A 23,991-nucleotide genomic window follows, 5' to 3' on the forward strand; every position below is an offset into this window, starting at 1 on the left:
TAACCCCAGCCGGGCCAGCCAGTGCCACTAACTCGTCACATCTGACTGAGCTATGGACTTGCGAATGAAATCCTTCACCGCCGTCGCGTCATTCGGCAAATCAGCCACATGGCGGCCACCCTGCATGATGTCGGCAAAACGCTCTGGCGTTTCCGGTTCCTCGCCTAAAGCCTCCCGCATTGTGTCGGCAAACTTCACCGGCAGCGCTGTCTCCAGGCAGACGATCGACGTATGCACCTCCTCTCGCTGCTGCCACGCTACGGTCACACCATCAGCGGTGTGCGGATCAATATCGACGCCATACTCATCGTGCACGCGTTTGATCGTCGCTAAGCGATCAGCATGGGTCGACTTCCCGGAGCGGAAACCAAATTTTTCTGCGACCGACGGGAAAGCCGGATCGTCTGAAAGGTCAAACCCGCCCTCGCGCACTCTCTTGCCGAACAGGTCTGCGGTACGGGCAACGTCGCGTCCCAGGAGGTCGAAAATAAAGCGCTCGAAGTTGGACGCACGAGAGATATCCATCGATGGGCTCGACGTCGCTAAGGTCTCGCGCGCGGACCTCACGCGGTAACTACCAATGCGGAAGAACTCATCTAAAACATCGTTCTCATTTGTTGCGACAATGAGTTGGTCGATGGGCAGACCCATGCTCCGCGCAATATGTCCGGCGCAGATGTCGCCGAAATTACCCGTGGGCACACAGAAGCTGACTTGGCTCTCATTCGTCTCTGTGGTGCGAATCCAACACGCCACATAGTAGACGACTTGCGCCATTAACCTAGCCCAGTTAATTGAATTGACGGCTCCGATATGGAATTCGGCTTTGAAATCAGCATCTGATGAAATTTCTTTCACCACATCCTGGCAATCGTCGAATACACCATCTAAAGCAATATTAAAGATGTTGGGATCATCCAAGCTAAACATTTGCGCTTGCTGGAATGGTGTCATCCTCCCGCGCGGGGTCAACATAAACACACGAATTCCGCGACGGCCACGCATCGCATATTCCGCCGACGAACCTGTATCCCCCGAGGTTGCACCCACAATATTTAAGGTGCTGGAGCGTCGAGACAATTCATATTCAAAGAGCTCACCCAGAAGCTGCATCGCCATGTCTTTAAACGCAGCGGTCGGGCCTTCAGACAAATGTCCGATGAAAAGGCCATCCTCCAACTCACTGACCGGCACAATATCCGGGTCCGCGAAGCGGGGGGCACGGTAAGCCCGCTGAGCCATCTGCTCAATATCATCGCGCGGAATATCATCGACAAAATAGGAAATAATCTCCGCAGCTAACGCTGGATATCCCTGGTCATGAAGAAGTGACCGGAATCGAGATAAGTCAGATGAACTCCACTGCGGGTAAGACTCGGGGACATAAAGACCCCCATCGGGTGCAAGACCGCGGAGCAGAATATCGGAAAACGCCACAGGCGACTGATGTGGATCACGGGTGGAGATGTACTTCACCCGATCCAGCCTAGCCGACTGTGGCGTTAAACAATGCCCCGATGTAGATTCATCAGGAAGTTACACGAAAATTAGCCAATTCCGTTACTAACCAATTCCCTTAAATCCGGAGGGACGAGGAATATTACGCAGGTTCGAGTTCGCGATGTTAATCATCTTGCCGACACCGCCGTCAAGTACAGTGCGGACAGCAGCCTTGGTAAAGCCGCTCACCTGCTCCAGGGAGATGTCCGGCGGAATCGACAGCGCGTTCGGATCGGTCTGGACATCAATCAACACCGGACCGGGGTGGGCCAGCGCCTCTTGAAGCGTCGAGCGGACGTCCTTCGGGTCTTCCACACGGTACGCCTTGATTCCTACCGCGCGAGCAATATCAGCGTAATTGAACTTCGCGTGATCAGTTCCGAAATCGGGGATACCCTGAACCATCATCTCGAGCTTGACCATGCCCAGCGTGGAGTTGTTGAAGACCACCATCTTGATGGGCAGTTGGTGAAGCTGCACCGTCAGCAGCTCACCCATCAGCATGGAGAGACCACCATCGCCGGACATCGAAATGACCTGGCGTTTACGATCGGCAGCCTGTGCGCCGATCGCCTGCGGCAAGGCATTCGCCATCGTTCCGTGGCGGTAAGACGCTAACAGCCGACGGTTGGGGCCGGCCATGATGTAGCGCGCATGCCACACATTGCACATACCGGTGTCGGCTGTGAAGATGGCGTCGTCGTCGGCCAGATCGTCTAGGTTGTACGCCAAGAATTCGGGGTGGATCGGCGTGTGCTTGGACACGTTCTTGGTGTATGCGGAGATAACGTGCTTCAGGTTCCGCTGCTGCTTCTTCAACATCGAATCGAGGAAGCTGCGGTCGGTCTTTTCTTCCAACAACGGGAGTAGCTCCGCCATGGTGGACTTCACATCACCAACGACTGGGTACTCGACGTGGGTACGTCGGCCAATATGAGCACCGTTGATGTCGATCTGCGCGGTGGGCGTCGTCGGCAAGAAGTCTGTATAAGGGAAGTCGGTACCGACCAAGATCAAAAGATCAGCGTTGTCGAATGCTGCAGTACATGCACCGTAACCGAGGAGGCCGGACATACCGACGTCGTATGGGTTGTCATAGTGCAAGACTTCCTTGCCGGCATAGGAGTGGCCGAGAGGGGACTTAATTTTCTCCGCAACGGCGAAGAGCTCATCCCGAGCACCGGCACAACCGATACCACCGAACATCGTCACCTTGTCAGCCTTATTAATTGCATCGGCAAGGTCACGGAGCTGCTTCCGGCTGGGGTGCACTTCCCCATTCTGAACCGAGAAGTTGCCTTCCAGCGACGGAGTCTCAACGGCCTCCTGCATGGAGATGTCACCGGGGAAAGACACCACGGACACACCGTGACCAGCCAACGTCGACTGGATAGCGGCGTGGATACAGCGGCCCGCCTGAGCAGCTGAGTTCACCAGTTCGCAGTACCCGGAGCATTCTTCAAAAAGCTTCTCGGGGTGCGTTTCTTGGAAGAAGCCGGAACCGATTTCTTTCGACGGAATCTGGCTAGCGAGGGCCAATACCTTCCCACCGTTGCGGTGAGCGTCATACAGCCCCTGAATCATGTGTGTATTACCCGGACCACACGATCCAGCACAAACGGAGAGTTCGCCGGTAACGACAGAGTGTGCTCCCGCAGCGAAAGCAGCAGACTCCTCGTTATAGCAGTGAACCCACTCAATTGAACTTTGCCGGATAGCGTCAACAATCGGGTTAAGACTGTCGCCCACCAAGCCGAACACTCTGCTAACACCCTGCTTTTCCAGAGCATCTACTAGCTGTTCTGCGACATTACGTGCCATTAATTACCTTCCTAAGGTTCTTAACACTTTTGAGGTACCACAAGCTTGAGGTCTCCACAGGTCACTATGGAGGATGTATCGAAAGATCAGCCCGGGTAAACCGTTCGCGATACCGTGTCTACTCCCCTTGCCACACAGAGAGCAACGCGCTTCATCGCGCATACACACTGCCGTTTATGATACATCAACTAACAAAGGTGCATTTTACCTATCTACCTGCGTTAATAACATTCAATTGAGACCTACCTAACATGGCCATCTTCAATGTGACTTTCACCGAGAGACATCACGCAGACCCTAGCCCAGACTTACACAGCGGGCGCCACCTACTACACCGTATGATGACACCATGTCCGATTCTTCCGCGATCTGGCTGAGCCCGCAGCAACAACACGTCTGGCGATCATTCTTACGGTTTCATGATGAACTCAACACGGTGATCGCCCGGCAATTACATAACGAGGGTGATCTGTCCCTGGCAGACTTTGAGGTCCTCGTCAATTTAAGCGAAGCCCCCGACGGAGAACTCCGTGTCACCCTCCTGGCCGACCGTATGCTGTGGGAGCGCAGCCGACTGTCACATCAAGTCAGCAGAATGCAGAAACGTGGTCTCGTTATCCGTAACGACGACCCCCATGACGGGCGTGCCTCTGTCGTTTCCGTCACCGATAAGGGCCGAAAGGCTATTGAGCACGTCGCGCCCGGTCACGTCGACACTGTGCGCAGAAACCTTTTCACACAATTAGAGGATGGCGACGTCGACTATCTCTCGACCGTTTTCGATCGGCTTCTTAACGCTATCCACACCAACAATCCCGACATACCGACGTGCGCATGCCCGCCAGCGGAGACCACACGAACTTAACCCTTGCGGGATAGCTCCCGGTCACGCAGTTGCTGTTCTGTCAACAATTCATACTTGTCGGGCACGCGGGATACGCGGACAGCCTTGAATGTCCACAGTTTGTTGACAACAAAGTTCACGGGCATGGCCACAACGATGCCAATCAAGTTGGCCCAATACAGTTGGTTTCGTAGCCCGGTGGAGCTGTCGAAAATTCGGGGTGAAAGTTCTAGCGGGGATGTCGGGTTCATCAGTAGGGTCATCACGATTTGCGATACGCCCCAGCTCAGCAGACCGACAGCGAAGAAGGCCAGGAATTCACGCAACCATCGGCCGTGGCCATGAGACTTGAACGTCCACCAGCGGTTAATTTGGAAATTCCAGGTATTCGCCACGACGAACGCGATGGTTGCGAAAATGTGATACCACCGCAGGTGGAAACGAGTTCCTAGGAGGTTGAGCACGGTGTCATGTGGTGTGACATCAAACCCCCAGCCGAAGAGCTTGTTTGCGATTACCAGAGCCACCATGTTCACGATGACTCCCGAGCCGCCGACCAGCCCAAATTTAATGAACTGGATAAGTGTGTTCCCGTATCGGGAAATCACGATCGATGATCGCTCGCCCACATTAACTCCGTACTATTTGTCACTCATGTCCTGCGTACACCGGCCACGCCCGGCCAGACATGGATACTCTAACGAATTCGCGACATCTGTCGACAACTCCACGCCGTGACATATGTCGCTCTTACGGCGATTCCCCTGACGGGGACTCAGCGATGCATAAACTCATCCTCCCCCCAAAAGACCCGATCAATTACTTTCCTAGCTTGGCGCGTAACTTTCAAGTAGTTGTCTAAAAACTCCTGGTAGTGCTCTGGTTCCCACCCTGCGGCACCAGCTGTATGCGCCAGCGCGGCGCCCGGCTCGGGTAGTTGATCCGTCCGCTTTCCACGCACCAAAACAAGGGCGTTGCGGGCTTTCGTCGCTGTTTGCCACGCGGTACGCAGAGTTTCACAATCCTCGGGCTCAAGAAGCCCTACGTTTTGGATAGCACGAAGGGTCGCCATTGTGGACGTGTTGTGAAGTTCTGGATACTCATGCGCGTGTTGGAGGGTCAGCAACTGCACTGTCCATTCAATGTCGGTTAATGCGCCACGCCCCAGTTTCGTGTGGGTGTTTCTGTTAGCTCCACGGGGGAGCCGCTCTTCGTCAACACGTGCTTTCATGCGACGGACTTCCCTGACCGTCGCTTCACTTACGCCGCCTTCCGGATAGCGGAACTTATCAATCATATGGAGGAAACGACGGCCTAAGTCCTCATCGCCAGCGATCCACGTTGCACGCAAAAGCGCCTGCACTTCCCAGGTTTCACCCCATCGCTCGTAATACGCGCGATACGAATTCAGCGTCCGCACGGTCGGGCCATTACGCCCCTCGGGGCGGAGATCGAGATCGACATCCAAACGGGGATCCTGGGAAGGCTTCGCTAGCCGACGCCGCACAGCGTCGCCGATGCCAATTGCCCATTTCACTGCGTCTGCCTCGCTAACCTCATCGTGGGCGGGCTCGCAGACGAACAGCACGTCGGCATCCGATCCGTAGCCCAGCTCGCCCCCACCGAGGCGCCCCATGCCAATGACCGTCATCGTCGCCGGGATTGGTTCGTCGGGATGAGTGGCCGTCCACCCGTGGATCTCCGCGTAGAGGGCTGCTTCCAGCACCGCGTCCCACACTAGGGACAAGCTGTGGCAGACATCGGCCAGGGACATCATTCCTAGCAAATCGGCGCATGCGATGCGGGCTAGTTCTTTACGACGTAGCGACCGGGCCGCGGCTATCGCTTTATCCGGGTCTTTGTGCCTGCTCGCTGTGGTAACGAGGGACCGCGTCACGGTGGACGCACTGACGTCCGTGAGCTTTGGGCCGTTGGCGCCGTCGCCAAGAAGTTTGATGACGTTCGGGGCGGCCAGGATTAAGTCAGTGGCATAGGGTGACGTTCCCAAAATGTGCATGAGGCGACGGCCGACGATCCCCTCGTCCCGGAGCATCCTGAGGAACCACGGATCGTGATACAGCACGTCGGAGAGTTTGCGGTATGCCAAGAGTCCCGCATCGGGGTCAGAGGTGTCGCCCAACCACTCCATGAGCGTCGGGAGCAGCATCGCTTGGATGCGATCTTTACGGGTTGTCCCCGACGCTAGCGCTTTGAGGTGCTCATACGCGCGATCCGGGAATTGATATCCCAGTACAGCCAGCTGCCGGCGGGCGGCGTCGGGAGACAGTCGCGCGGTTTCGTCGTCGATAAGAGCGACGGCATTGAGCAGTGGCCGGAAGAAGAGTTTGTTGTGCAGACTGTGGATTTGGCGCGATGCCCGCCCGAGGAGCTTCTTCAGCGATTCGATGCTCGTCATGGAGGAAGTTGGGCCGATGCCACACGAACGCGCTAGCCATCGGAGCGCGTCTTCGTCATCGGGCTCGGGCAGCATATGTGTGCGTTTTATCCTCTGCAGCTGAAGCCGGTGTTCCAGTAAACGCACAAATTCATAGCAGGCGATGAGCTGTGAGCCATCCTCCCGACCGACGTATCCTCCGCGAATAAGGGCCCGAAGAGCACTGATTGTGGATCGGACTCGTAAATCGGGGTCGATCCGCCCGTGGACCATCTGCAGCATCTGTACTGCGAATTCAACATCCCTCAGGCCACCTACGCCGAGTTTGAGCTCGCGCTCTTGTTGCTCCTTGGGGATGTTGTCGATGACCCTGCGCCGCATATGTTGGGTGTCGTCAACAAATGAGTCGCGCTGGGAGGCCTGCCACACGTGTGGCTGTATGGCTTGGACATAGGCTTTGCCTAAATCCATGGCACCGGTCATGGGGCGGGCCTTGAGCTGGGCCTGGAACTCCCAGGTATCAGCCCATCGTTCGTAATAGCTCAGGTGACTATCGAGCGTGCGCACGAGTGCACCACTTTTGCCTTCGGGGCGAAGAGCCGCATCCACCTCAAAAAAACAGCGGGAGCCGACTTTGATGAACTCGCTGGCCACACGGGTCGTTTTCGCATCCGCGGCCTCACCTACGAAGATGACGTCGACGTCGGAGATGTAGTTCAGTTCACGTGCACCACATTTACCCATCGCGATGACTGCCAACCGCGCATCCACGGCGTTGTCGTCGGGGTACACCGTGGCGACGGCTACCGCGAGTGCCGCTGTCAGCGCCGCGTCGGCAAGATCGGATAATGCCGCTGAGACCTCCACGAACCCTATGGGGTGAGCCATAGCACGTTTTTCATTCGGCGAAGCCGAGGACGTCCACTCACTGCCATCCTTCTCTCCAAGTGACGGTGAACTGTTTCCTCGCGCTGAGCTACGCCGGTTACCAACGTTTGGCTGCGATTGCTGGAAAACCCCGGACGGTATGGTGCTCGCCAAATCTGAGGCGGCAATGCGCATGAGCAGCGTTCGGTACGTCATCTTGAGCTGGGTATACGCCGCCGTACCGGTTATTCCTGCGCGATACATCCCAGCTTGAGAAATCCGCGAATCAACCGATCCTTCTCGGACAGATCCTCCTTGAGCAGATCCCTCACGTGGTTGCGACGGTGCCGTGCTACTTGAGACCCCCGCTTCTTTCCTCTCCACCGAATCCGAGGCCTCGGTTCCCGGCTCCGCAATGGGTTCCGCTTCGACCGACGACAGCATCGCTGCCATCATTTCCTCCCTGTGTGGGATGGGGTCAGCGAACGATGTCCACAGGTGAGGGTTCGCAACAAGGTGATCTCCGAGCGCTGCGGACCCCCCCACCAGTGCAAGCACACGGGACCGCACGACCTCGTTACCCCGCATTGCGTCAAGAAATGCATTGGCCTCGTCGGAGCCCGGCTTGAGGCTTTCATTAAGCCGATAAAGGGTGTTGAGGGCCAATTCCGGGTCGCCAACATTAGCCAGGAGGTACAAGAGACCGAGCGAATCCTGATTATCCCACCCCAGTTTTTCGAGGTCAGAAGCAGCGTGAGGGCTGGTCAAACCCAATGTGGACGGTGATGGCACGGCAGATCGTGTTCCGCGTGCCGTCCGGAGTCGTGGTTCGGGGGGTCGGTGGGGCGCAGGGAAGAAAGTCATGGGATTACGTGCTTTCGTGTCGGATCAGACCTTGCTTTAGTAGTCCAGCGTGGTGTCCAACTCCCATGGTGTGACCTGGCTTTGATAATCATGCCATTCTTGCCATTTGTTGCGGAGGAAATACTCGAAGACGTGCTCCCCGAGCGTATCCGCAACAAGTTCTGAGCGCTCCATCTCGCGGAGGGCTTCTTCTAATGATGTCGGAAGGTCGCGGTAGCCTAGCGCGCGGCGTTCTCTGCGTGTCAAGGACGATATATCGTCTTCAGCCTGGGGCGGGAGATCATAGCCCTCCCGCACGCCTTTCAACCCGGCTGCAAGGAGCACAGAAAATGCCAGGTAGGGGTTACATGCGCAGTCTGGGCTTCTGACTTCGACGCGACGTGACGAGGCTTTTGTGGAGGTGTATCGGGGTACACGAACCAACGCTGATCGGTTAGACAGGCCCCATGTTGCAGAGGTCGGCGCCTCATCCCCGAACACCACGCGCTTGTACGAGTTGACCCACTGGTTGGTCACGGCTGAAATCTCGTTGGCGTGCTCTAAGATTCCGGCGACAAAAGACCGTGCTGTGGCAGACAGATTGAATTCGTCATCGGGATCATGGAACGCATTCGTGTCACCCTCAAAGAGGGACATGTGAGTGTGCATTGCGGAGCCCGCCCTATTAGCAAACGGTTTCGGCATGAACGTCGCCCGCACCCCGCTTTGTAAAGCAACCTGCTTAATGAGGAAACGGAAGGTCATGATGTTATCTGCCATGGACAACACATCGTCATAGCGGAGGTCGATTTCTTGCTGGCCCGGCGCGTTTTCATGATGCGAAAACTCGACGGAAATGCCCATGGACTCGAGGGCCGTGATGGCATCGCGGCGGAACCCTGGGGCTTCATCATGAACAGCCTGGTCGAAGTACCCGCCATTATCGGTCGGGATAGGCTCTTTGCCTTCCGTCATGAGGCTTCTCACGAGGAAAAACTCAATTTCGGGATGAACATAGGAGGTAAATCCGTCGTCGGCTGCTCTGTTTAATTGCCGACGCAGGACTTGGCGGGGGTCAGCGTACGAGGGCTGGCCGTCCGGCAAGGTGATGTCGCAAAACATCCGTGCGGACGTGAGTTGCCCGTCATGCGGGAAGGGCAGCATTTGAAATGTGGATGGGTCTGGTCGGGCTATGGTGTCGGATTCCGAGACACGGGAGAAGCCCTCGATGGCTGACCCGTCGAATCCGATGCCTTCGGCGAATGCGCCTTCGAGTTCGGCGGGGGCGATGGCCACGGATTTTAAGTATCCCTGCACATCGGTGAACCAGAGGCGTACAAAGCGGATATCGCGTTCGTCAAGGGTTCGGAGGACAAATTCTTGTTGCCGATTCATACCTACAGGGTAGTCGGTGGGTGTGACATGAGCGGGTGTTAGCCATAGAGCGCGTGTAAATAAATTGCGTTCGGAATGCGGTGGGCAGCGATTTAGAGTACGAACAGCCACGCGTCAGAGTTCCCGGATCAGCGCCTGAAGGTGGCACATCGGCTCGTCGATTATTGGTGTCGATTATGTTTGATGCGTGGGGGTTAGCCCCACACCTCGGTGCATACGGTAGTCACGCCGATAGATATACCCAGAGAAAACCCGAGAAAACCCAGTTTGTTCGAGAGAGGAACTAGCCCATGTCTGTCCACCCTGATGCTCCACGACAGTCAGAAAAGCCCAGGCGGAAGACTCGAATTCATCACCTCGATCAATTCAAACGGGAGGGCACACGTTGGGCAATGCTGACTGCCTATGATTTCACAACGGCTCGAATTTTTGATGATGCCGAAATCCCCGTGCTTCTCGTCGGTGATTCCGCGGCCAACGTCGTTTATGGGTATTCATCGACGACGGCGATCACGATGGAAGAACTCATCCCTCTGGCTGGCGCTGTGGTCAGGGGCGCTCCCCACGCACTCGTTGTTGCAGATCTACCTTTCGGCGCCTACGAGCAATCGGATGAGTATGCCGTCGCTAATGCTGTACGAATGATCCATGGCTCGGGTGCCGACATGGTGAAAATCGAGGGCGGAGAGAGAATCGCACCACGGATTCGGGCGATTACTCAAGCCGGGATTGCTGTGATGGCACACATTGGTTTTACGCCCCAATCAGTGTCATCGCTGGGGGGTTTCCGTGTGCAAGGGCGTGGCGGTGGGGCTAAACAACTTAGCCGCGATGCGAGGGCCGTGTGTGAGGCCGGCGCGTCTGCCGTCGTTCTTGAAATGGTGCCAGAAGGGATTGCTCGGGAGATCACGGAGGAACTTCCCATCCCCACTGTCGGCATTGGTGCTGGCGCTGGAACAGACGCCCAAGTACTCGTGTGGCAAGACATGGCGGCAATGCCAGCAGGTCGGCGCACACCCTCGTTTGTCGAGGAATTCGGGCAGATCGGCCAGGAACTGCACGACGCTGCTCGACGGTACCGCGACCGGGTTGCCGACGCTACTTTCCCCGATGCTCACCACGCCTTCTCGGATAACCCGAAGGCTTAAACCGTGGCACGCACCTACACTTAACGTCATGGGTTCTACTGATCAGCTGGAAGTCGAAGTCAAATTTTCTGTAGACGATGCCACCCCGGTACCTGATTTTTCCTCAGTCGAGGGGGTTACTGAGGTTGGGTCCGAACAACGCTTTACACTCTCGGCGACGTACTATGACACGCCTGACCTCAGCTTGACCAGAAATAAGATCACGTTGCGACGTCGCAGCGGAGGCCCCGACGAAGGATGGCATCTCAAGCTTCTGGGAACACGCGGACGTCGTGAAGTCCATGCACCATTGGACGCGGGGGACGCGACGGATCCCCACCATGTCCATCCGCCTCGCACCCTTCTTGAGGCACTCCGTGTAGCATTGCCTGCTCTTGCTCCCTCGGACGATCGCCCAATGGGCTTTATTGCCATCGCACAAGTTGACAATGAGCGTCACGTGACCGATCTGATGGTGGACTCCCCCGGCTCACACCAACCGACCATCGAGAGTAAAAGATCCAGCCCACGTGGAGGCGCTGAATCATGCAAGGGGGCTGAATTCTGTGATGACCATGTGTCATCGCGAGGGCTCCTCGAAGGCGGACAAGCCCAGCACTGGCGAGAATGGGAAATCGAACTAAGCCCAGATATTCTCGACGATCACCACGGTGGTGCCGACCAGGGCGATATTCATGGCTTTGCTGATGACTTTTTGGACCGACTCTCTGAGCGTGCTTTAGCAGCTGGAGCGAAGAAATCGTCCAGCCCGTCCAAACTCGTCATGGCTATGGGCGACACCATGCCCAACTAGTCCGTGTCGTCTCCCCACTCTTCATCGGCTTCGTCGGCCTCTTCATTGCGCTCGTGAGCTCGTTCAAGCGCGTGTTCGGCCTCTTCTTTGGAGTCATAGGGGCCCATGCGGTTGAGCCAACTCGACTTTTTCCCCTGCGAGACTTCCTTAGTCTCCGAATTGAAGTACCACTTTTGATCATCGGTGGCCATGATGAGTGCCCTTTCTGCAGTATGTGGAAACCGGGAACGCTAAGCGTCGAATACTATGAACAATGCTATACATCTGAGCGCCAGCGAAGCCCCACGCACCGGAGCCACATTCTGTGATTTCCCAGCGGAATAACGGCCTTCACCGCGCAAAAATCGCATTTTTTTCACAGGCGCATAACAAGTTTATTTCACTCTCACGTACGTCGCCCGCGGTAGATCATTATCTACCTACCATTGTTCGTAGGCCTGAGTCTTTCAGTAAAAGCCTCTCAGCAGAAAGGATTTCATGTCCGGTTCACCCTCCACTGCCTTGCTTACCGATGCGCATACTCAGGCGTGGGGTGTCAATCCGACATGGATTGTTTCTGCACCCGGAACATTCGCGTGGTTGGGCGAATATGTCGCGCCCATTGGGGGAACCACCATCGCGCAAACAATCGAACCGTCGGTCTACGTCGCGCTCAGTGTCACGGCGAATACACCTCAAGGCCCCCGCGGCCAGTTAAATAAATCTGAAGCTGGTATGTACTTCGGTGTTCATTCGGCCGGCCCTCATCGCATTGCCGATGCCGACGACGTGGTACGCGCTGTAGTCGATACTGTGGCACACCAGCAAAGTGGGCTTAGACGGCCACCACTCCTTTGTGTAACGATCATGTCTTCTGTTCCACCCGAGGAAGGTTTCGGTGAACACGCTGCAGCCACCGCCGCGATAACCATGGCACTAGCAACGGCACTCTCCGGCAAGGACGATCCACCGTATCCGCCCGCACTGGCCGCGCTCACGGCGAAGGCACTCCGGCAGTCTGCGCACTCCCCCACATCGTGGTGGCGACCATCTGTCATTTTCCGCAGTAAGCCCGGAATGCTCACTCACCTCACACAGTTCGACGACGCCGTCACCGCGCTGCCCTTCACCGACGAACGGGAATCTCTCCATCCGGTAATGCTCTCCGCTACGCCGACCGGCGAGGATCGTGACCACACGCAGGCCTGGGCCTCGAAAGCTCAGCGCAATGATGCTTTCCTGTGGCGCGCATGTTCCACCTTCGGCGTCGAAACACTACGGGACTTGCCCTCTGCTCCGCAGCGAATCCTGGAGTGGCTTGATATTTCCCGGCGCAACAGTACTGCCGATCAGCAGTCGGCGGACTACCCATCCGTGTTAGAGGCTCGTCGGTGGCTGCAGCTATGCGGGCGGGACAGTTTGCGTGCACGCCACGCGGGGATGGATGTGAAATCGCGTCGCACTACACGGGTGGCCTCGGCGCTCACGACGTCTACTCGCGAGCTCATCGAGCTGGTTTCTGCCGCAACACCTACCCAGCGACGAATACTGAGTGGCATCACAACGCCGGCTGCCTCAGGCTTTCTCAGGGAGGTCCCCGGTCGGAGGATTGTTTCCGCACGGCCTATTCCCGGCGCGTCCACGTCGGTACTCGCGTTGGTCACGTCGGAGCGGAAGGGGGCTCGGTCACCGGCTGGCGGCGGAGATCAGAGTAGCGAACCACGAAGTGACAAGTCGCGAACCGCCGGGATAACAGCCACAGAACTGTCTTTCGCCAAGCCAGCACACATGCAGTCCGCACAGAAAGGAAACGAATGAGCCGGCCTATAAGCCGGATTTTGTCTGCCATGCGGGGTCTCCCCTGGCATGGGAGGTAATCATCTATCTTGGGCTACCATCGCTGGCAGCCTCACGCGGCTTACCCGCGGACTTGGACGAGCAGCCCTCAAACGCCCGCGCCGGCGCCCCATTGCCCTGGTGCGCCATCATGCCTTGCTCCCGGAAGGGTTTACCTAGCCACCACAGTCACCTGTCGTGCTGGTGCGCTCTTACCGCACCCTTTCACCCTTACCTGCAGATATTTCGCCTGCAGGCGGTCTACTTTCTGTTGCACGTGCCCTCAGGTCACCCTGGGTTGCTGTTAGCAACATCCGTGCTCTGTGGAGTCCGGACTTTCCTCGACGACGGTCTGCGCAGCATCAGCCACGAGCTCTGCGAGCAGAGGCCCTGGTGTGCTGTCGATTCCGCCCCCGCGATTACCCGGCCGGCTCAATCGCGAGGCTTCACTCTACTCCATCATCACAGGCAGGACTAACCTGTTCGCCCGGGCTATCTCACAAGTGGCTATGCGGTGTGAGCGACTGCACCATGCGATCAGCTCTTTCATGCGCGCACTGATTTACACCGATCCGTCAACAAGGTGCGCGGTGGAGTTGATGGCCTGCACGCAAATGGGGCCGTCGCTATAAAAATCAACAATGCTGATTGACGACGTATCAAGGTGAAGTCGAACAAAGAAGTCAGAGTCAGCACACAAGGCGCGACGCAAAACCGACTTGATGGGGGTCACGTGGCTGACAAGTAGCAGATTGTCTCCCCAGTGCTGGTCCACAAGTTCTATCACCGCCCTGTGAACCCGCTGATCTACTGCCTGCACACTTTCTCCCCCCGGTACAGGCATGGTCCAGTCCGTGAACCACTTCTCTTGCGTTTCGGCAGATTCATCGTGGACGTCTTTGAACGTCCGCCCATCCCATTTACCAAAATCGAGTTCGATGAGGTTATCGACGACGTCGACAGGCAAGTCCGTGGGCTGGCCCGCTCCCGGGGCTAACTCTTCTGTGAGGTCATCGAGGGTTTGACGGCAACGCAAAGCGGGTGACGTCACCGCGGCGGTTAAGTTGGCGTCTCGTAGCCATCGGCCTGCTCGACGAGCTTGGCGGTGTCCTTCATCGGTAAGGGGTATGTCGGCGCGACCTGCGTACCGGCCTTCCGTGGAGTAGGGCGTTTGTCCATGCCGGAGCAACACTAAACGGCAGCGCTGTGTCTCGGATGATCCCGGTAGCCAAGCAGCCATTAGGCAACTCCTTCCAATTCCGGGTTGTACCGAATGAGGTACGTATTGCACTCCGGGCATTGGAGTAGTTCATCGGCGGGGGCCTGGCGAAAAGCCGTTAACGTGGCATTATCCAGTGACATGTGGCACCCCTGGCATACGCGATCTATCAGCTGGGCGGCTCCGATTCCGTGGTCCTCCCGCTGTATGTCGTAGGCCTCAACGATCTCGTCGGGCAACTCATTTTTAATAACCTGAATTTTCCGATGTTTTTCTTCTATCCGTCGGCGCACCGCCATGATTGAATCATCCAGCGCGCGACGAGCGGCTGCAACGGAATCACCTGAATCAATTGTTTCCGCGGGCTGGTCCGGGTCATCCGACCTTTTGAGGTGCTGGTCGCGCTGAGCTTCGACATCATCGCGCCGAGATTCTAACCGTGCTCGAATCCGCTGGGCAGCGTTAATGTCATGGTTAAGGTCCCGGCGCCGTTCCCGATCCATGGACACGGTGAGCCGTTGGCGATCGTCGGCCTCGCGTCGCCGAAGCTTGGCAATATCACTATTGAGCTTGAATAATTCAGCATCCATTTCTGAGAGCGTGACCGATGCCGTGACAGTGCGAGACCGCGCCAAAGCTTTTTGTCTTAGAACCTTATCAAGCCGTTGTTTTTCTGGCAGATTGACTGCCCGCGCTTCCAACACCTCAATGTCGTTGTGGAGCCGGGACATATCAAGAAGCCTCTTTTGATCCCGCACTGAGCATTTCATGCTGTCCTCCTCCATCTCAACGGCTGAAGCGCTAGGTGCGCCAGCACTAGCAGTTATATCTCTAAAACTAGTTCTATACCCACTGATCTGGAACACTGATGTCTAGTAAACCAGCAAACGGCCCTTTCGTGTGGTGCTCGACGCCACCCCACTGCGTTGTACGGACTCGTTCTACTGCTTTTTGTTCTACGACTTTTTTGAGGCGTGGACTGTCCAAGGATCCGTCCTCACCTCGATCACCTCGGCGGGCACACCCAACTGCTCACGCATCATGGTGGCAACAGAACCACACCACGGAAACTCGCTGGCCCAATGCGCTGTGTCCACCAGAACAGGTTTTCCGCGACGGAGATGCTCATCGGCAGGATGGTGGCGGAGATCCGAGGTCACATACGCATCAGCACCCGCTGCCCGCGCTTGGTCCAAGAAACTGTCACCCGCTCCCGAACACAACGCCACTGTTTCGATGCGCGTATCAGGATCGCCAGCTGCTCGGACGCCCTCCACGGTTTCTGGAAGCGCATCCGCCACTCGTTGAGTGAACTCCTTCAGGGTTGTTGGGCTGGTGAGTTTCCCGACGCGTCCGATCCCGCCAAGCACACCACCAGTCATGGTTACGCAATCAAAAGCGGGCTCTTCGTACGGATGGGCGCGAACAATAGCGTCGATAATGTCGTCGTCAATGTTCGGGCGGGCAACAAATTCCACTCTCACCTCGGTGACATGCTCCACCGTTCCGACGCTGCCCAATGCCGGGTGGGAACCGTCCTCCGGCAAGAATTGGCCCTTGCCCTCACTCTCGAAACTGCAGTGGGAGTACTGGCCTATCTTCCCCGCACCCGCGGCGAATACCGCGTCTTTCACCTTCTCAACATCGTCGGCGGGGACCATCACGCCCCACTTGTGCAATGTCGTCTTAATGGGGTTGAGCGGTGTCGTCTCTGTCACGCCCACAAGATCTGCCAAAATATCATTGACACCACCCCGAGCGGCGTCGGCATTGGTGTGAGCGGCAAATAACGCACAATCATGTTTAATCAGCCGGTGGAGTAACCGACCCTTCGGATCGTCTGTCGCGACGGAATGTGTGCCCCTCAACAACAGAGGGTGATGGACAATGAGCATATCCGCGCCTTGTCCGATGGCTTGATCGACGACGGTATCCGTGGCCTCCAGCGCGACCGCGACGCGAGATACATTCGCGGACGGATCCCCGCAAATGAGGCCCACACGATCCCACTCTTCTGCCAGGGCCGGGGGAAATGCAGCGTCCATAGTCTGACGAAAAACAGCGACTGTAGTCATATTCCTATTGTGACATGAGGCTAGGACATGTCTGAGTCGTTAACACGTCGTGGATGTGCTCGATTGGTTTTTGACGGCGAGGTACTTATTCCCGACGGTGACACACCTACACCCGATGACTCCTTTGAATGTACTGCACAGCGTCAATCAGTTGCGCCACCTCACCCGGAGGCCGAACAGCTAGCCGAAGCGCGGTGCCGTCGAGTCCGGGGAAGGTGTCCGTCCGCCGGACCGCGATCCCCCGTGCCGCAAGCTCCTGGGTGAGATGACGCGTCGATTCCAGCGATGCCGGGCCATACCGCTCCGGGGGAATGGCCAGCATGAACGGCGCTGCGGAGGGATAGACGCTCCAGCCCGCGACGGTTAAGGCTTCCACCATCGCCACCCGATTGTGCACCATCACTTCTTTATCGTGACGAGACCACTCAATGCCACGGGGGCTGACCGCTTGACACATCGCTTCCAATGCCAACGTTCCCACCGCCCAGGGCGGCCGCCCATGGCTAAGATTCTCTATCACGTCCACGTCACCGACGACATACCCGCACCGAAGCCCCGCCACCGAGAAAGTCTTCGTCAACGACCTGGCCACCACTACCCCGGCCGGCCGGTTCGGAACAAGCGACTCGGGACACTCATCCAGGCTCTCAGAACGCGCACTGTCGAGGTCATCACTAGGCCCTAGCGTGGCCATATCCATGAACGCCTCATCCACCAGAACGATCCGTCCGGGGCTCACAACCCGCTCAATATCCTCCCGACGATGAAGAACACCCGTTGGATTCGTCGGATTACCAATCACCACGAGATTCGCATCGGTAGGAATCACACCGGGCCAGTCACCGTCGGCAAGAGACCACCGAATAACACGCGTGACCGGAATATTGGCGCTGGTCAGTGCGATATCGGGCTCGGTAAACGAAGGATGCACAACAGCCGCGCGAATGCTCCCTACCCGTCGGCTAGCGGCACCTTCTGCTGCGATAGCTCGACCTCCGTCAAGGATCTGGGGGAGCAAAGAAAAGCCCTCAGCCACACCGTTAAGAAGCATGATTTCTGACGGATCGCACCCATGAAAATCAGCGATGACCTCGCGCGTTTCCTGCTCTTCCCACGGGTACGCACCGAGATCACTCAAGCGATGCGCCAGAGCCTCCTGCAGCCAGGGCGGTGGCGCAGGGTGCCGAACATTCACCGCGAAATCAAGGTCCGCACCCCGCGCGGCTTGATCCCCATGAATCTTCATCACGTCATTCACAGTGACCACAGTACCCAGGCCGCTACCCGGCTCATGCCATGCCACACTTCAGCGAGCCCCACACCACCACTACGATAGATAGTCGCGTCGGCAATAGGCTCTGCCTGTACCTTGGATATTCCCATTGTTGGCGTCAACACCACCACGAAAGGATCACCTGTGACAGGTACCGAAACCTTAAAAATTGTCTTCGTATGCACGGGTAACATTTGCCGTTCGGCAATGGCTGACGTGATGGCGCGTGATGCCCTCGAGCGCGAAGGACTCCTCAACCAAGTGCGCGTGGAATCGTGCGGCCTGGGTGGCTGGCACGTGGGACAAGGCGCTGACCATCGTGCTGTCGAAACCCTCCGTGAACATGGGCTCGATGGGACTGAGCATCGCGCAAAACAATATGGCCCGCAATTCGCCGACGCCAACCTGTTCATCGTCATGGACGACGGGCATCGCCGTGCGCTCAGAAATGATGGTGCCCCATCACACAAGATTCGTTTCCTTCGCTCCTTCGATCCCGCCGGTGGACGCCATGAACCGTTGCAGGATCCCTATTACGGGACGAAAGAGGATTTCACTGACGTTTATCACTCCATCGAGTCTGCTCTGCCGGGGCTATTGTCGTGGGTGACACGTGAATTAGAGGATCGATCGGACCGATAAGAATGGCTCAACGGGGTTGGCGAACATTCCTCAAACCAGGATGGGTAATTACCGCAATCCTGGTGATCGCGTTCGCCTATGTGGCGTTCACAGTTCTAGCGCCGTGGCAACTCGGGAAGAATTCGCGAACGCAGGCAACCAATCACAGGTTGGAAAAAGCGTTCCACGCGGACCCCGTGCCTCTGTCGAAGGTTATTACGAAGACAGCATCGGCTCCGACCGGTACCATCGACGAATCTAACGAATGGAAACGCGTCAGATTCCAAGGTTCTTTTCTGGCCGACGAGGAGCTGGTGCTGCGCAATCGCCCAGTCAATTCTGATGCTGCATACCAGATTTTGACGCCGTTCCGTACCGATGATGGCACGGTCATCATGGTGAACCGGGGCTATGTTAGGCCCGAATCCGGTAGCAGGATTCCGTCGTTTTCTCCTCCACCCAGCGGTAGGGTGGCGATCCAAGGCTATGTTCGTTTGGACGAACCTGCTCCTGAGCAGCTGAAAACAACTCATGACGATGGCTACACAGAGATCACGAACTTATCGTCATCCTGGTACGAGAAAGAAATACCCCAAGAAAAGTTTGTTCACGGATATGTCCAGCTCGAAGACAATCAGCCTGGGACGCTCAATGCTATCCCACTTCCCCAACTGGATTCTGGTCCCTACCTGTCGTATGGCATCCAGTGGATTACGTTCGGAATTTTAGCTCCCCTCGGGCTGGGCTACTTTGCGTGGGCTGAGATTCGGGAACGCCGCAAAGCCCGCGAAGAAGAGCAAGAATACGGTGCACTGGGTGACGAAGACATCACCTCAAATGACACGCCGACAACCGACGAGGCAGCTGACGACGACCGCAATGCCGGGGAGAGCGCGGCGATATCCAACGACGATGCTGAACCAGATGAGGGTGCGTATTCTCAGAAGGATGCCGGCTCCCTTAAGCGCGTGGACCCAGAGGAAAGCCGAGAAACACCGTCGAAGGACGCGCCTCCCGATCGGCGACGTCAGAACAAACCATCCAGCTCCGACGATGACACCGCCGACGAGGACAGCGCCCACGAGGACAGGGCTGGTCGCGACTCACAACCAGAGCCGACCTATCAGCAGGATTTGTACGATACCCGTTACGGAGGAACTAAACGCCGTAACGCCTTCGCTCAACGTCTTAAGAAGGACCAAGAGCGCTTCTGATTAAAAGGCGCTACTTGTCATCGCCTATTCAAGACTGGTTTACCGCCGGTCCGTGCACCGCACAAGGAGAAGCGCGATACCCAAAGCTGCGTATTGAACACCGCGTGACAGCGTGACCGCGCGTCTGACGTCGGCAATAGTTGGTGCAGGCCCCTCCCCCATGACTGGGCGCATTTCAACTCCATAGGAATACTGCGTGGCGCCGCCCAGTTGCACACCCAAAGCACCGGCGGCGGTGGATTCCACAACTCCCGCGTTAGGGCTGGGATGGTTTTGTTTCCGCCACGCCTTGATCGACCGCCGCCCGCCAACGGCGGAGTGGATGAGCGCTGTCACTCGCGCGATCGGCCAATTTGCCAGGTCATCCAGCTTGGCAGCGGCCCAACCGAAGTTCATGTATCGGTCGCTCTTGTAGCCCACCATCGCATCGAGGGTGTTAATGCACCGGTGCGCCACCACTCCAGGAGCTCCCGCCAGCGCTCCCCAGATCAGGGTTCCGACGCTGGCATCAGACGTATTTTCAGCTAGAGACTCTACCGCAGCGCGGGCAATGCCATCGGCCTCGAGCGAGTTCGGGTCGCGGGAACACAACCAAGGAACCCACTGGCGGGGCTCGTCGATAGTAGTCATGCCGGATTGGTACTGCTCTAATGCCGTGGCAACTCGGCCACCCGTCCGGGCAAGACTTGTCCCGCCGAGGCTAAAGAATGTGACGACGCCAAGCACGATCGCGTGCCGTGTGGTGCGACGAGGGCCGGCGAGCGCCGTGGTGGCAAGTACGGGGATGCCAATTGACACCGCTTCGAACGCAACGCCACGGGGACGGGAATCGGCATAAATTCTCTCCTCCAGGGCTTGCGCTGCGCGTCCAAATAATGCGACGGGGTGATAGGAGGCTGGGTCGCCGACGATAGCGTCGGCAAGAAAACCTCCTACTAGCCCATACTGTTCCGGGGTGAGATGGAGGAACTGAGGATGAAAGAACTTCGATCCGCTGCTGCAGCTACTGTCACTACGTCGCGCGTGGCTCATCTTCGTGCGGTACCATTGTGCACCACGGCTTAGCATGGCGATGAATAACTATCGTCATTGTTGAGCCGGCGGGGAAAAGCACCACTCGTCTTGGAAGCGGCATCACATACAGCATCGAGATCGTTCCCATAGTCGACTAACACGGGATAGACCAGATTGCCGTTCGAATCCTTTTTCCGCAATGATGGGCAGGCACCGGGGTAGGTGTAATAAGCGTCAGAGTTGCTAGCCAACGCTGACCGCAATTTACCTTTGGTGTCCCCGCCCGGTTGATCAGTGACGGATTGCACGATCAAGACATAATTACCGTTGCAGGTGACATTGCGAATGGAGCGAGTGCTTCCGTTAACCGACACCGAGGTGATGGTTCCGTCGCTATTATTATTGTTCGGGTGCTTTTTCGCTTCTGACGCAGGCGTACACCGGCCAAACAGGCGTTGCGTATTTTCGGGAACACCATCGCGCTGCATTTTTTCATCGCTGTAGCACGGGCCACCTATTGGTGAATAGATATTTTCTTCATCCGGGTAGTATTCCTCCCATTTAGACCCCGTCCAATGCAGAGGGATAAGCCAATCCGAACCGTGCTGAATTGCTCCCGCCCACGTGCCGTCACACTTTTCAACATCGTCAAGCTCAGCGGGGACGACACCAGTTTCATGCATGTACTCAATGGTGCACCGCTCGCTCACAGAGGGGCCGCTCTCGTTGTCGCTATCGTCAGCCTCTTCTGTAGAGCTAGTTTCTTGGCTATCTTCAGCCGGCGCGGTCGTAGACTCTGTCGACGCCCCACCACCGTCGGCAGAAGTGTTGTTATTGGCACGGTTGTTAATGAATTGCACCGTAATAACAACGACCGCGGCGATCACAACCAGAGCCAGAAGAGTCCACAAAATGGGGATGGCACGTGAGCGTTTTTTCGGCTGGTCGGGAACCTGTTGAGATGCCTGCTGATTCGAGGCACCACCGTCAACACCCCACTGATCGTTTCCGGCATTCCATTGATTGTTTCCACTCATCGTTTCATCCTTGGTGGGCTGTCACAATGTGACTAGCACGGGGAGCTAAAGTCACCACGATCGTTGAGGGTTCGTGGATACCAGTTACTTCTCGACTTCGCTTCTTCGCACATGGCGCTTCTATCGGAGCCGAAATCTTCATATACAGGATAAATATCATCGCCATTGAGCTGTCCACGTAATGACGAACAATGTCCTGGAGTCATAAATTCAGAACCAGGGTTGGCCGCGAGTGCTCGTGAAATATCTCCGGCTGTTGCGTCTTTGTTTATATCAACGATTGAATCCTTGATAACGATATTTCTTCCGTCACAGGACGGCGACGAGGCACGCACAGTCCGGCCAGAAACATTTACCGACGAAATATAACCACTGGAATCAGCATTGTCGGACGACGATGACTTATTGCTCTTCGTGGTCTCATCCGGGGTACATTCTAAGAATCGAGATCGTATCTCCGATGGAACATGATCAGCGTCTAACCTTGAACTAGAAAAACAGTCATATCCACTAATTCCGGCAACTCCGTCTCGTTCATACTTGGACCAGTGACCATTAGCCCAGTGATAGTAACGCACATCGTCAGTTCGAGGTACGCCGAACAGTAACCAGTCACCCGAGCAATAAATTATTTCATGCTCATCCGCCAGGTGCGGTATGTCTTTGAGCAAGTTGGATTCATCACAACGGTCGGGCGAAGCTTTTTTGTCGCCATCAGACGCGGACGGTGTTGAGGGGTTCGCGGTGCTCACCTTCGGCGGTGACTCTGACTGACTTTCCAGTGTTCCACTGCTAGCTGCTGCGACAGATTCGTCTTGGCCGCTGTTCTTATGGGCATTATTCAACGCAATCCATATGATTGAAGCCCCAATGACGAGGGCAACAGTTATGACGACTGTTATGCCAATAGGCATAAGGTTCCGCTTTTTTGGCGGCTTAGGGTCATTGTTTTGAGGGGGATAGAGGGATCCCCATTCGCCATTAGTTCCTGAAGTCGAATTCTCCAAACGTCGACCGGGCTCGTGATTCATGGAGAATACCCCTTTATAAACAGTCAGCGCGTGAGCAATGGGAGGCAGTTGGCCACAAGCAGTGTACCCAGATGACCACAGCGACATAGAGTCCGGTACATGTGTCAGCCAGCTTTCCTACCCCAGCCTGAGGGTAAAACAGGAGCCATACGACAAAAACCTCTATCCGCTGTGCGAATAGAGGTCGTTATTGTAGTGTGCGCCCTGACGGGTTCGAACCGCCGACCTGCTGGGTGTAAACCAGCTGCTCTTCCAGCTGAGCTAAAGGCGCTTATTCATTTCTGGCTCACGGCATTGCTGCTCTTAGGCCGTAGACAAAGCTAGCATATGCCGCAGTAGAAAGAGAAAACCGCTGAAAATCGGACTTTCTACGCCTATAAAAGGGGGACGCAAACTCAGAAAGTCGACACGTGAATAGGGGTTTAAGCAGCAGGAAACTCGATGGCCTTACTGCTTGAGACCAGTGCCTACTTTAGTTCCGACGCGCCCCACGTTGAACCAAGCAGGACCCTTGCCAGTCCCCCAACCGCAAGGCGGAGGTCTGCACCAGCCCGGCCAATTGGGCATTTTCAGCGATATCCCCCGGTGGAACGGTGCCTTCTTGTCCTGCCCCTGGGGTCACCAACCAGATTTGGCCGTCTTCCGCTAGTGCCCGTGTGGCATCCACGAGTCCATCAACGAGGTCTCCGTCGTCGTCTCGCCACCATAACAAGACAACGTCGACAATTTCGTCGGTATCGGGGTCATCCAAGAGAGGTTCGCCTATGACATCTTCAAGCGATTCGCTTACTGCTGAATCGCAGTCGTCATCCCACCCGAGTTCCAGGATGATATTTCCTTTTGTCACGCCCATGCGATCAGCAAAGTCTTTGTCGCGCGTGGCCGCCTCGCCCACGGTTTGGTGCCTCCTTGACAATATGGATTGAATTATTAGCGAGGTTACCGTTTTTATGTGAAATTATCTCATCGACTCTCCCATGGAGTCCCCCATAATCCCCCAGAATGACACTCCCGGCGTACATAAAGGGGCCACCCCCACCCAAATTGATTGATTTCTGCTGGAAAGAGTGCCGCTGCGTAGAATCG

Annotated in this window: 20 protein-coding genes, 1 tRNA gene and 1 other RNA gene; 6 read left to right on the top strand and 16 right to left on the bottom strand. The window is 56.4% G+C overall.

Annotated elements, in window-relative coordinates; translation table 11 throughout:
- Window positions 1–27 precede the first annotated feature (27 nt).
- A complete protein-coding gene (gene thrC, locus I6J23_RS10155) occupies window positions 28–1,476 on the bottom strand; it encodes a threonine synthase (protein WP_204581961.1) in 1,449 nt (482 codons plus the stop codon).
- An 87-nt stretch (window positions 1,477–1,563) separates the two neighbouring features.
- A complete protein-coding gene (locus I6J23_RS10160; RefSeq protein ID WP_204581962.1) occupies window positions 1,564–3,321 on the bottom strand; it encodes a pyruvate dehydrogenase in 1,758 nt (585 codons plus the stop codon).
- A gap of 349 nt (window positions 3,322–3,670) precedes the next feature.
- Between I6J23_RS10160 and I6J23_RS10165 the strand changes: the two genes are divergently transcribed.
- Window positions 3,671–4,186 (top strand): MarR family winged helix-turn-helix transcriptional regulator, encoded by a 516-nt coding sequence (locus I6J23_RS10165; RefSeq protein ID WP_204581963.1) that lies wholly within the window; start codon window positions 3,671–3,673, stop codon window positions 4,184–4,186.
- On the opposite strand, the gene I6J23_RS10170 is transcribed toward I6J23_RS10165, so the two are convergent.
- The 3 genes from I6J23_RS10170 to glnA form a co-directional block, all read right to left on the bottom strand.
- Window positions 4,183–4,794: a GtrA family protein gene (locus tag I6J23_RS10170; protein WP_204581964.1), complete on the bottom strand. Its 612-nt coding sequence runs from the start codon at window positions 4,792–4,794 to the stop codon at window positions 4,183–4,185. The two genes, I6J23_RS10165 and I6J23_RS10170, sit on opposite strands and share 4 nt — an antisense overlap.
- Window positions 4,795–4,940: 146 nt before the next feature.
- A complete protein-coding gene (locus I6J23_RS10175; RefSeq protein WP_204581965.1) occupies window positions 4,941–8,291 on the bottom strand; it encodes a bifunctional [glutamine synthetase] adenylyltransferase/[glutamine synthetase]-adenylyl-L-tyrosine phosphorylase in 3,351 nt (1,116 codons plus the stop codon).
- Window positions 8,292–8,327: 36 nt separating this feature from the next.
- A complete protein-coding gene (gene glnA / locus I6J23_RS10180; protein ID WP_204581966.1) occupies window positions 8,328–9,665 on the bottom strand; it encodes a type I glutamate--ammonia ligase in 1,338 nt (445 codons plus the stop codon).
- A gap of 290 nt (window positions 9,666–9,955) precedes the next feature.
- Here glnA and panB point away from each other — a divergent pair, with 290 nt between their 5' ends.
- Window positions 9,956–10,813 carry a 3-methyl-2-oxobutanoate hydroxymethyltransferase gene (gene panB / locus I6J23_RS10185; RefSeq protein WP_204581967.1) on the top strand — a complete coding sequence of 286 codons (858 nt, stop codon included), beginning with the start codon at window positions 9,956–9,958 and terminating at the stop codon, window positions 10,811–10,813.
- A 28-nt stretch (window positions 10,814–10,841) separates the two neighbouring features.
- Complete coding sequence (locus I6J23_RS10190; protein WP_204581968.1) at window positions 10,842–11,606, top strand: CYTH domain-containing protein; 765 nt, start codon at window positions 10,842–10,844, stop codon at window positions 11,604–11,606.
- On the opposite strand, the gene I6J23_RS10195 is transcribed toward I6J23_RS10190, so the two are convergent.
- The gene (locus tag I6J23_RS10195) at window positions 11,603–11,797 is read right to left on the bottom strand and encodes a hypothetical protein (RefSeq protein ID WP_204581969.1); all 195 of its coding nucleotides are present in this window, start codon (window positions 11,795–11,797) and stop codon (window positions 11,603–11,605) included. The two genes, I6J23_RS10190 and I6J23_RS10195, sit on opposite strands and share 4 nt — an antisense overlap.
- Window positions 11,798–12,083: 286 nt before the next feature.
- Here I6J23_RS10195 and I6J23_RS10200 point away from each other — a divergent pair, with 286 nt between their 5' ends.
- Window positions 12,084–13,403 (top strand): hypothetical protein, encoded by a 1,320-nt coding sequence (locus I6J23_RS10200; protein ID WP_204581970.1) that lies wholly within the window; start codon window positions 12,084–12,086, stop codon window positions 13,401–13,403.
- On the opposite strand, the gene rnpB is transcribed toward I6J23_RS10200, so the two are convergent.
- The 5 genes from rnpB to cobC all read right to left on the bottom strand — a co-directional run bounded on the left by rnpB (window position 13,397) and on the right by cobC (window position 17,961).
- An RNA gene (gene rnpB / locus I6J23_RS10205) (RNase P RNA component class A) lies at window positions 13,397–13,856 on the bottom strand. The two genes, I6J23_RS10200 and rnpB, sit on opposite strands and share 7 nt — an antisense overlap.
- A 127-nt stretch (window positions 13,857–13,983) precedes the next feature.
- Entirely contained in the window at window positions 13,984–14,661 is a 678-nt protein-coding gene (locus tag I6J23_RS10210) for a histidine phosphatase family protein (protein WP_204581971.1), read from the bottom strand.
- Window positions 14,661–15,410 carry a zinc ribbon domain-containing protein gene (locus I6J23_RS10215; RefSeq protein ID WP_204581972.1) on the bottom strand — a complete coding sequence of 250 codons (750 nt, stop codon included), beginning with the start codon at window positions 15,408–15,410 and terminating at the stop codon, window positions 14,661–14,663. The genes I6J23_RS10210 and I6J23_RS10215 overlap by 1 nt, the downstream gene beginning before the upstream one ends.
- Before the next feature lie 186 nt (window positions 15,411–15,596).
- Window positions 15,597–16,715: a Nif3-like dinuclear metal center hexameric protein gene (locus tag I6J23_RS10220; protein ID WP_204581973.1), complete on the bottom strand. Its 1,119-nt coding sequence runs from the start codon at window positions 16,713–16,715 to the stop codon at window positions 15,597–15,599.
- Window positions 16,716–16,821: 106 nt separating this feature from the next.
- Complete coding sequence (gene cobC, locus I6J23_RS10225; RefSeq protein WP_204583074.1) at window positions 16,822–17,961, bottom strand: Rv2231c family pyridoxal phosphate-dependent protein CobC; 1,140 nt, start codon at window positions 17,959–17,961, stop codon at window positions 16,822–16,824.
- Window positions 17,962–18,132: 171 nt separating this feature from the next.
- Here cobC and I6J23_RS10230 point away from each other — a divergent pair, with 171 nt between their 5' ends.
- Together I6J23_RS10230 and I6J23_RS10235 are read left to right on the top strand one after the other, a co-directional pair.
- Entirely contained in the window at window positions 18,133–18,630 is a 498-nt protein-coding gene (locus I6J23_RS10230) for a low molecular weight protein-tyrosine-phosphatase (protein ID WP_204581974.1), read from the top strand.
- Between the two features lie 2 nt (window positions 18,631–18,632).
- Window positions 18,633–19,823, top strand: coding sequence for an SURF1 family cytochrome oxidase biogenesis protein (locus I6J23_RS10235; protein WP_204581975.1), 1,191 nt, complete (start codon window positions 18,633–18,635; stop codon window positions 19,821–19,823).
- A gap of 39 nt (window positions 19,824–19,862) precedes the next feature.
- Here the strand turns inward: I6J23_RS10235 and I6J23_RS10240 are convergent, their stop codons facing one another.
- The 5 genes from I6J23_RS10240 to I6J23_RS10260 all read right to left on the bottom strand — a co-directional run bounded on the left by I6J23_RS10240 (window position 19,863) and on the right by I6J23_RS10260 (window position 23,758).
- Window positions 19,863–20,855: a CobD/CbiB family cobalamin biosynthesis protein gene (locus tag I6J23_RS10240; RefSeq protein ID WP_204581976.1), complete on the bottom strand. Its 993-nt coding sequence runs from the start codon at window positions 20,853–20,855 to the stop codon at window positions 19,863–19,865.
- A 29-nt stretch (window positions 20,856–20,884) separates the two neighbouring features.
- Window positions 20,885–21,874, bottom strand: a complete 990-nt coding sequence (locus I6J23_RS10245; protein WP_204581977.1) for a hypothetical protein — start codon at window positions 21,872–21,874, stop codon at window positions 20,885–20,887.
- A gap of 32 nt (window positions 21,875–21,906) precedes the next feature.
- On the bottom strand, window positions 21,907–22,905 hold the full coding sequence (locus I6J23_RS10250; RefSeq protein WP_204581978.1) for a hypothetical protein: 999 nt from the start codon (window positions 22,903–22,905) through the stop codon (window positions 21,907–21,909).
- A 198-nt stretch (window positions 22,906–23,103) separates the two neighbouring features.
- Window positions 23,104–23,176, bottom strand: a tRNA-Val gene (locus I6J23_RS10255).
- Window positions 23,177–23,377: 201 nt separating this feature from the next.
- Window positions 23,378–23,758: a DUF3052 domain-containing protein gene (locus I6J23_RS10260; protein ID WP_239455069.1), complete on the bottom strand. Its 381-nt coding sequence runs from the start codon at window positions 23,756–23,758 to the stop codon at window positions 23,378–23,380.
- Window positions 23,759–23,991: the final 233 nt, after the last annotated feature.

This window comes from Corynebacterium kroppenstedtii, from assembly GCF_016894245.1.
Lineage (GTDB): Bacteria > Actinomycetota > Actinomycetes > Mycobacteriales > Mycobacteriaceae > Corynebacterium.

Bases quoted from the DNA above. Each gene is read 5' to 3' on its own strand.
- I6J23_RS10160 (WP_204581962.1), bottom strand. From the start codon at position 3,321: ATGGCACGTAATGTCGCAGAACAGCTAGTAGATGCTCTGGAAAAGCAG.
- I6J23_RS10165 (WP_204581963.1), top strand. From the start codon at position 3,671: ATGTCCGATTCTTCCGCGATCTGGCTGAGCCCGCAGCAACAACACGTC.
- I6J23_RS10175 (WP_204581965.1), bottom strand. From the start codon at position 8,291: ATGACTTTCTTCCCTGCGCCCCACCGACCCCCCGAACCACGACTCCGG.
- glnA (WP_204581966.1), bottom strand. From the start codon at position 9,665: ATGAATCGGCAACAAGAATTTGTCCTCCGAACCCTTGACGAACGCGAT.
- panB (WP_204581967.1), top strand. From the start codon at position 9,956: ATGTCTGTCCACCCTGATGCTCCACGACAGTCAGAAAAGCCCAGGCGG.
- I6J23_RS10190 (WP_204581968.1), top strand. From the start codon at position 10,842: ATGGGTTCTACTGATCAGCTGGAAGTCGAAGTCAAATTTTCTGTAGAC.
- I6J23_RS10195 (WP_204581969.1), bottom strand. From the start codon at position 11,797: ATGGCCACCGATGATCAAAAGTGGTACTTCAATTCGGAGACTAAGGAA.
- I6J23_RS10200 (WP_204581970.1), top strand. From the start codon at position 12,084: ATGTCCGGTTCACCCTCCACTGCCTTGCTTACCGATGCGCATACTCAG.
- I6J23_RS10210 (WP_204581971.1), bottom strand. From the start codon at position 14,661: ATGGCTGCTTGGCTACCGGGATCATCCGAGACACAGCGCTGCCGTTTA.
- I6J23_RS10215 (WP_204581972.1), bottom strand. From the start codon at position 15,410: ATGAAATGCTCAGTGCGGGATCAAAAGAGGCTTCTTGATATGTCCCGG.
- I6J23_RS10220 (WP_204581973.1), bottom strand. From the start codon at position 16,715: ATGACTACAGTCGCTGTTTTTCGTCAGACTATGGACGCTGCATTTCCC.
- cobC (WP_204583074.1), bottom strand. From the start codon at position 17,961: ATGAAGATTCATGGGGATCAAGCCGCGCGGGGTGCGGACCTTGATTTC.
- I6J23_RS10235 (WP_204581975.1), top strand. From the start codon at position 18,633: ATGGCTCAACGGGGTTGGCGAACATTCCTCAAACCAGGATGGGTAATT.
- I6J23_RS10240 (WP_204581976.1), bottom strand. From the start codon at position 20,855: ATGAGCCACGCGCGACGTAGTGACAGTAGCTGCAGCAGCGGATCGAAG.
- I6J23_RS10245 (WP_204581977.1), bottom strand. From the start codon at position 21,874: ATGAGTGGAAACAATCAATGGAATGCCGGAAACGATCAGTGGGGTGTT.
- I6J23_RS10250 (WP_204581978.1), bottom strand. From the start codon at position 22,905: ATGAATCACGAGCCCGGTCGACGTTTGGAGAATTCGACTTCAGGAACT.
- I6J23_RS10260 (WP_239455069.1), bottom strand. From the start codon at position 23,758: ATGGGCGTGACAAAAGGAAATATCATCCTGGAACTCGGGTGGGATGAC.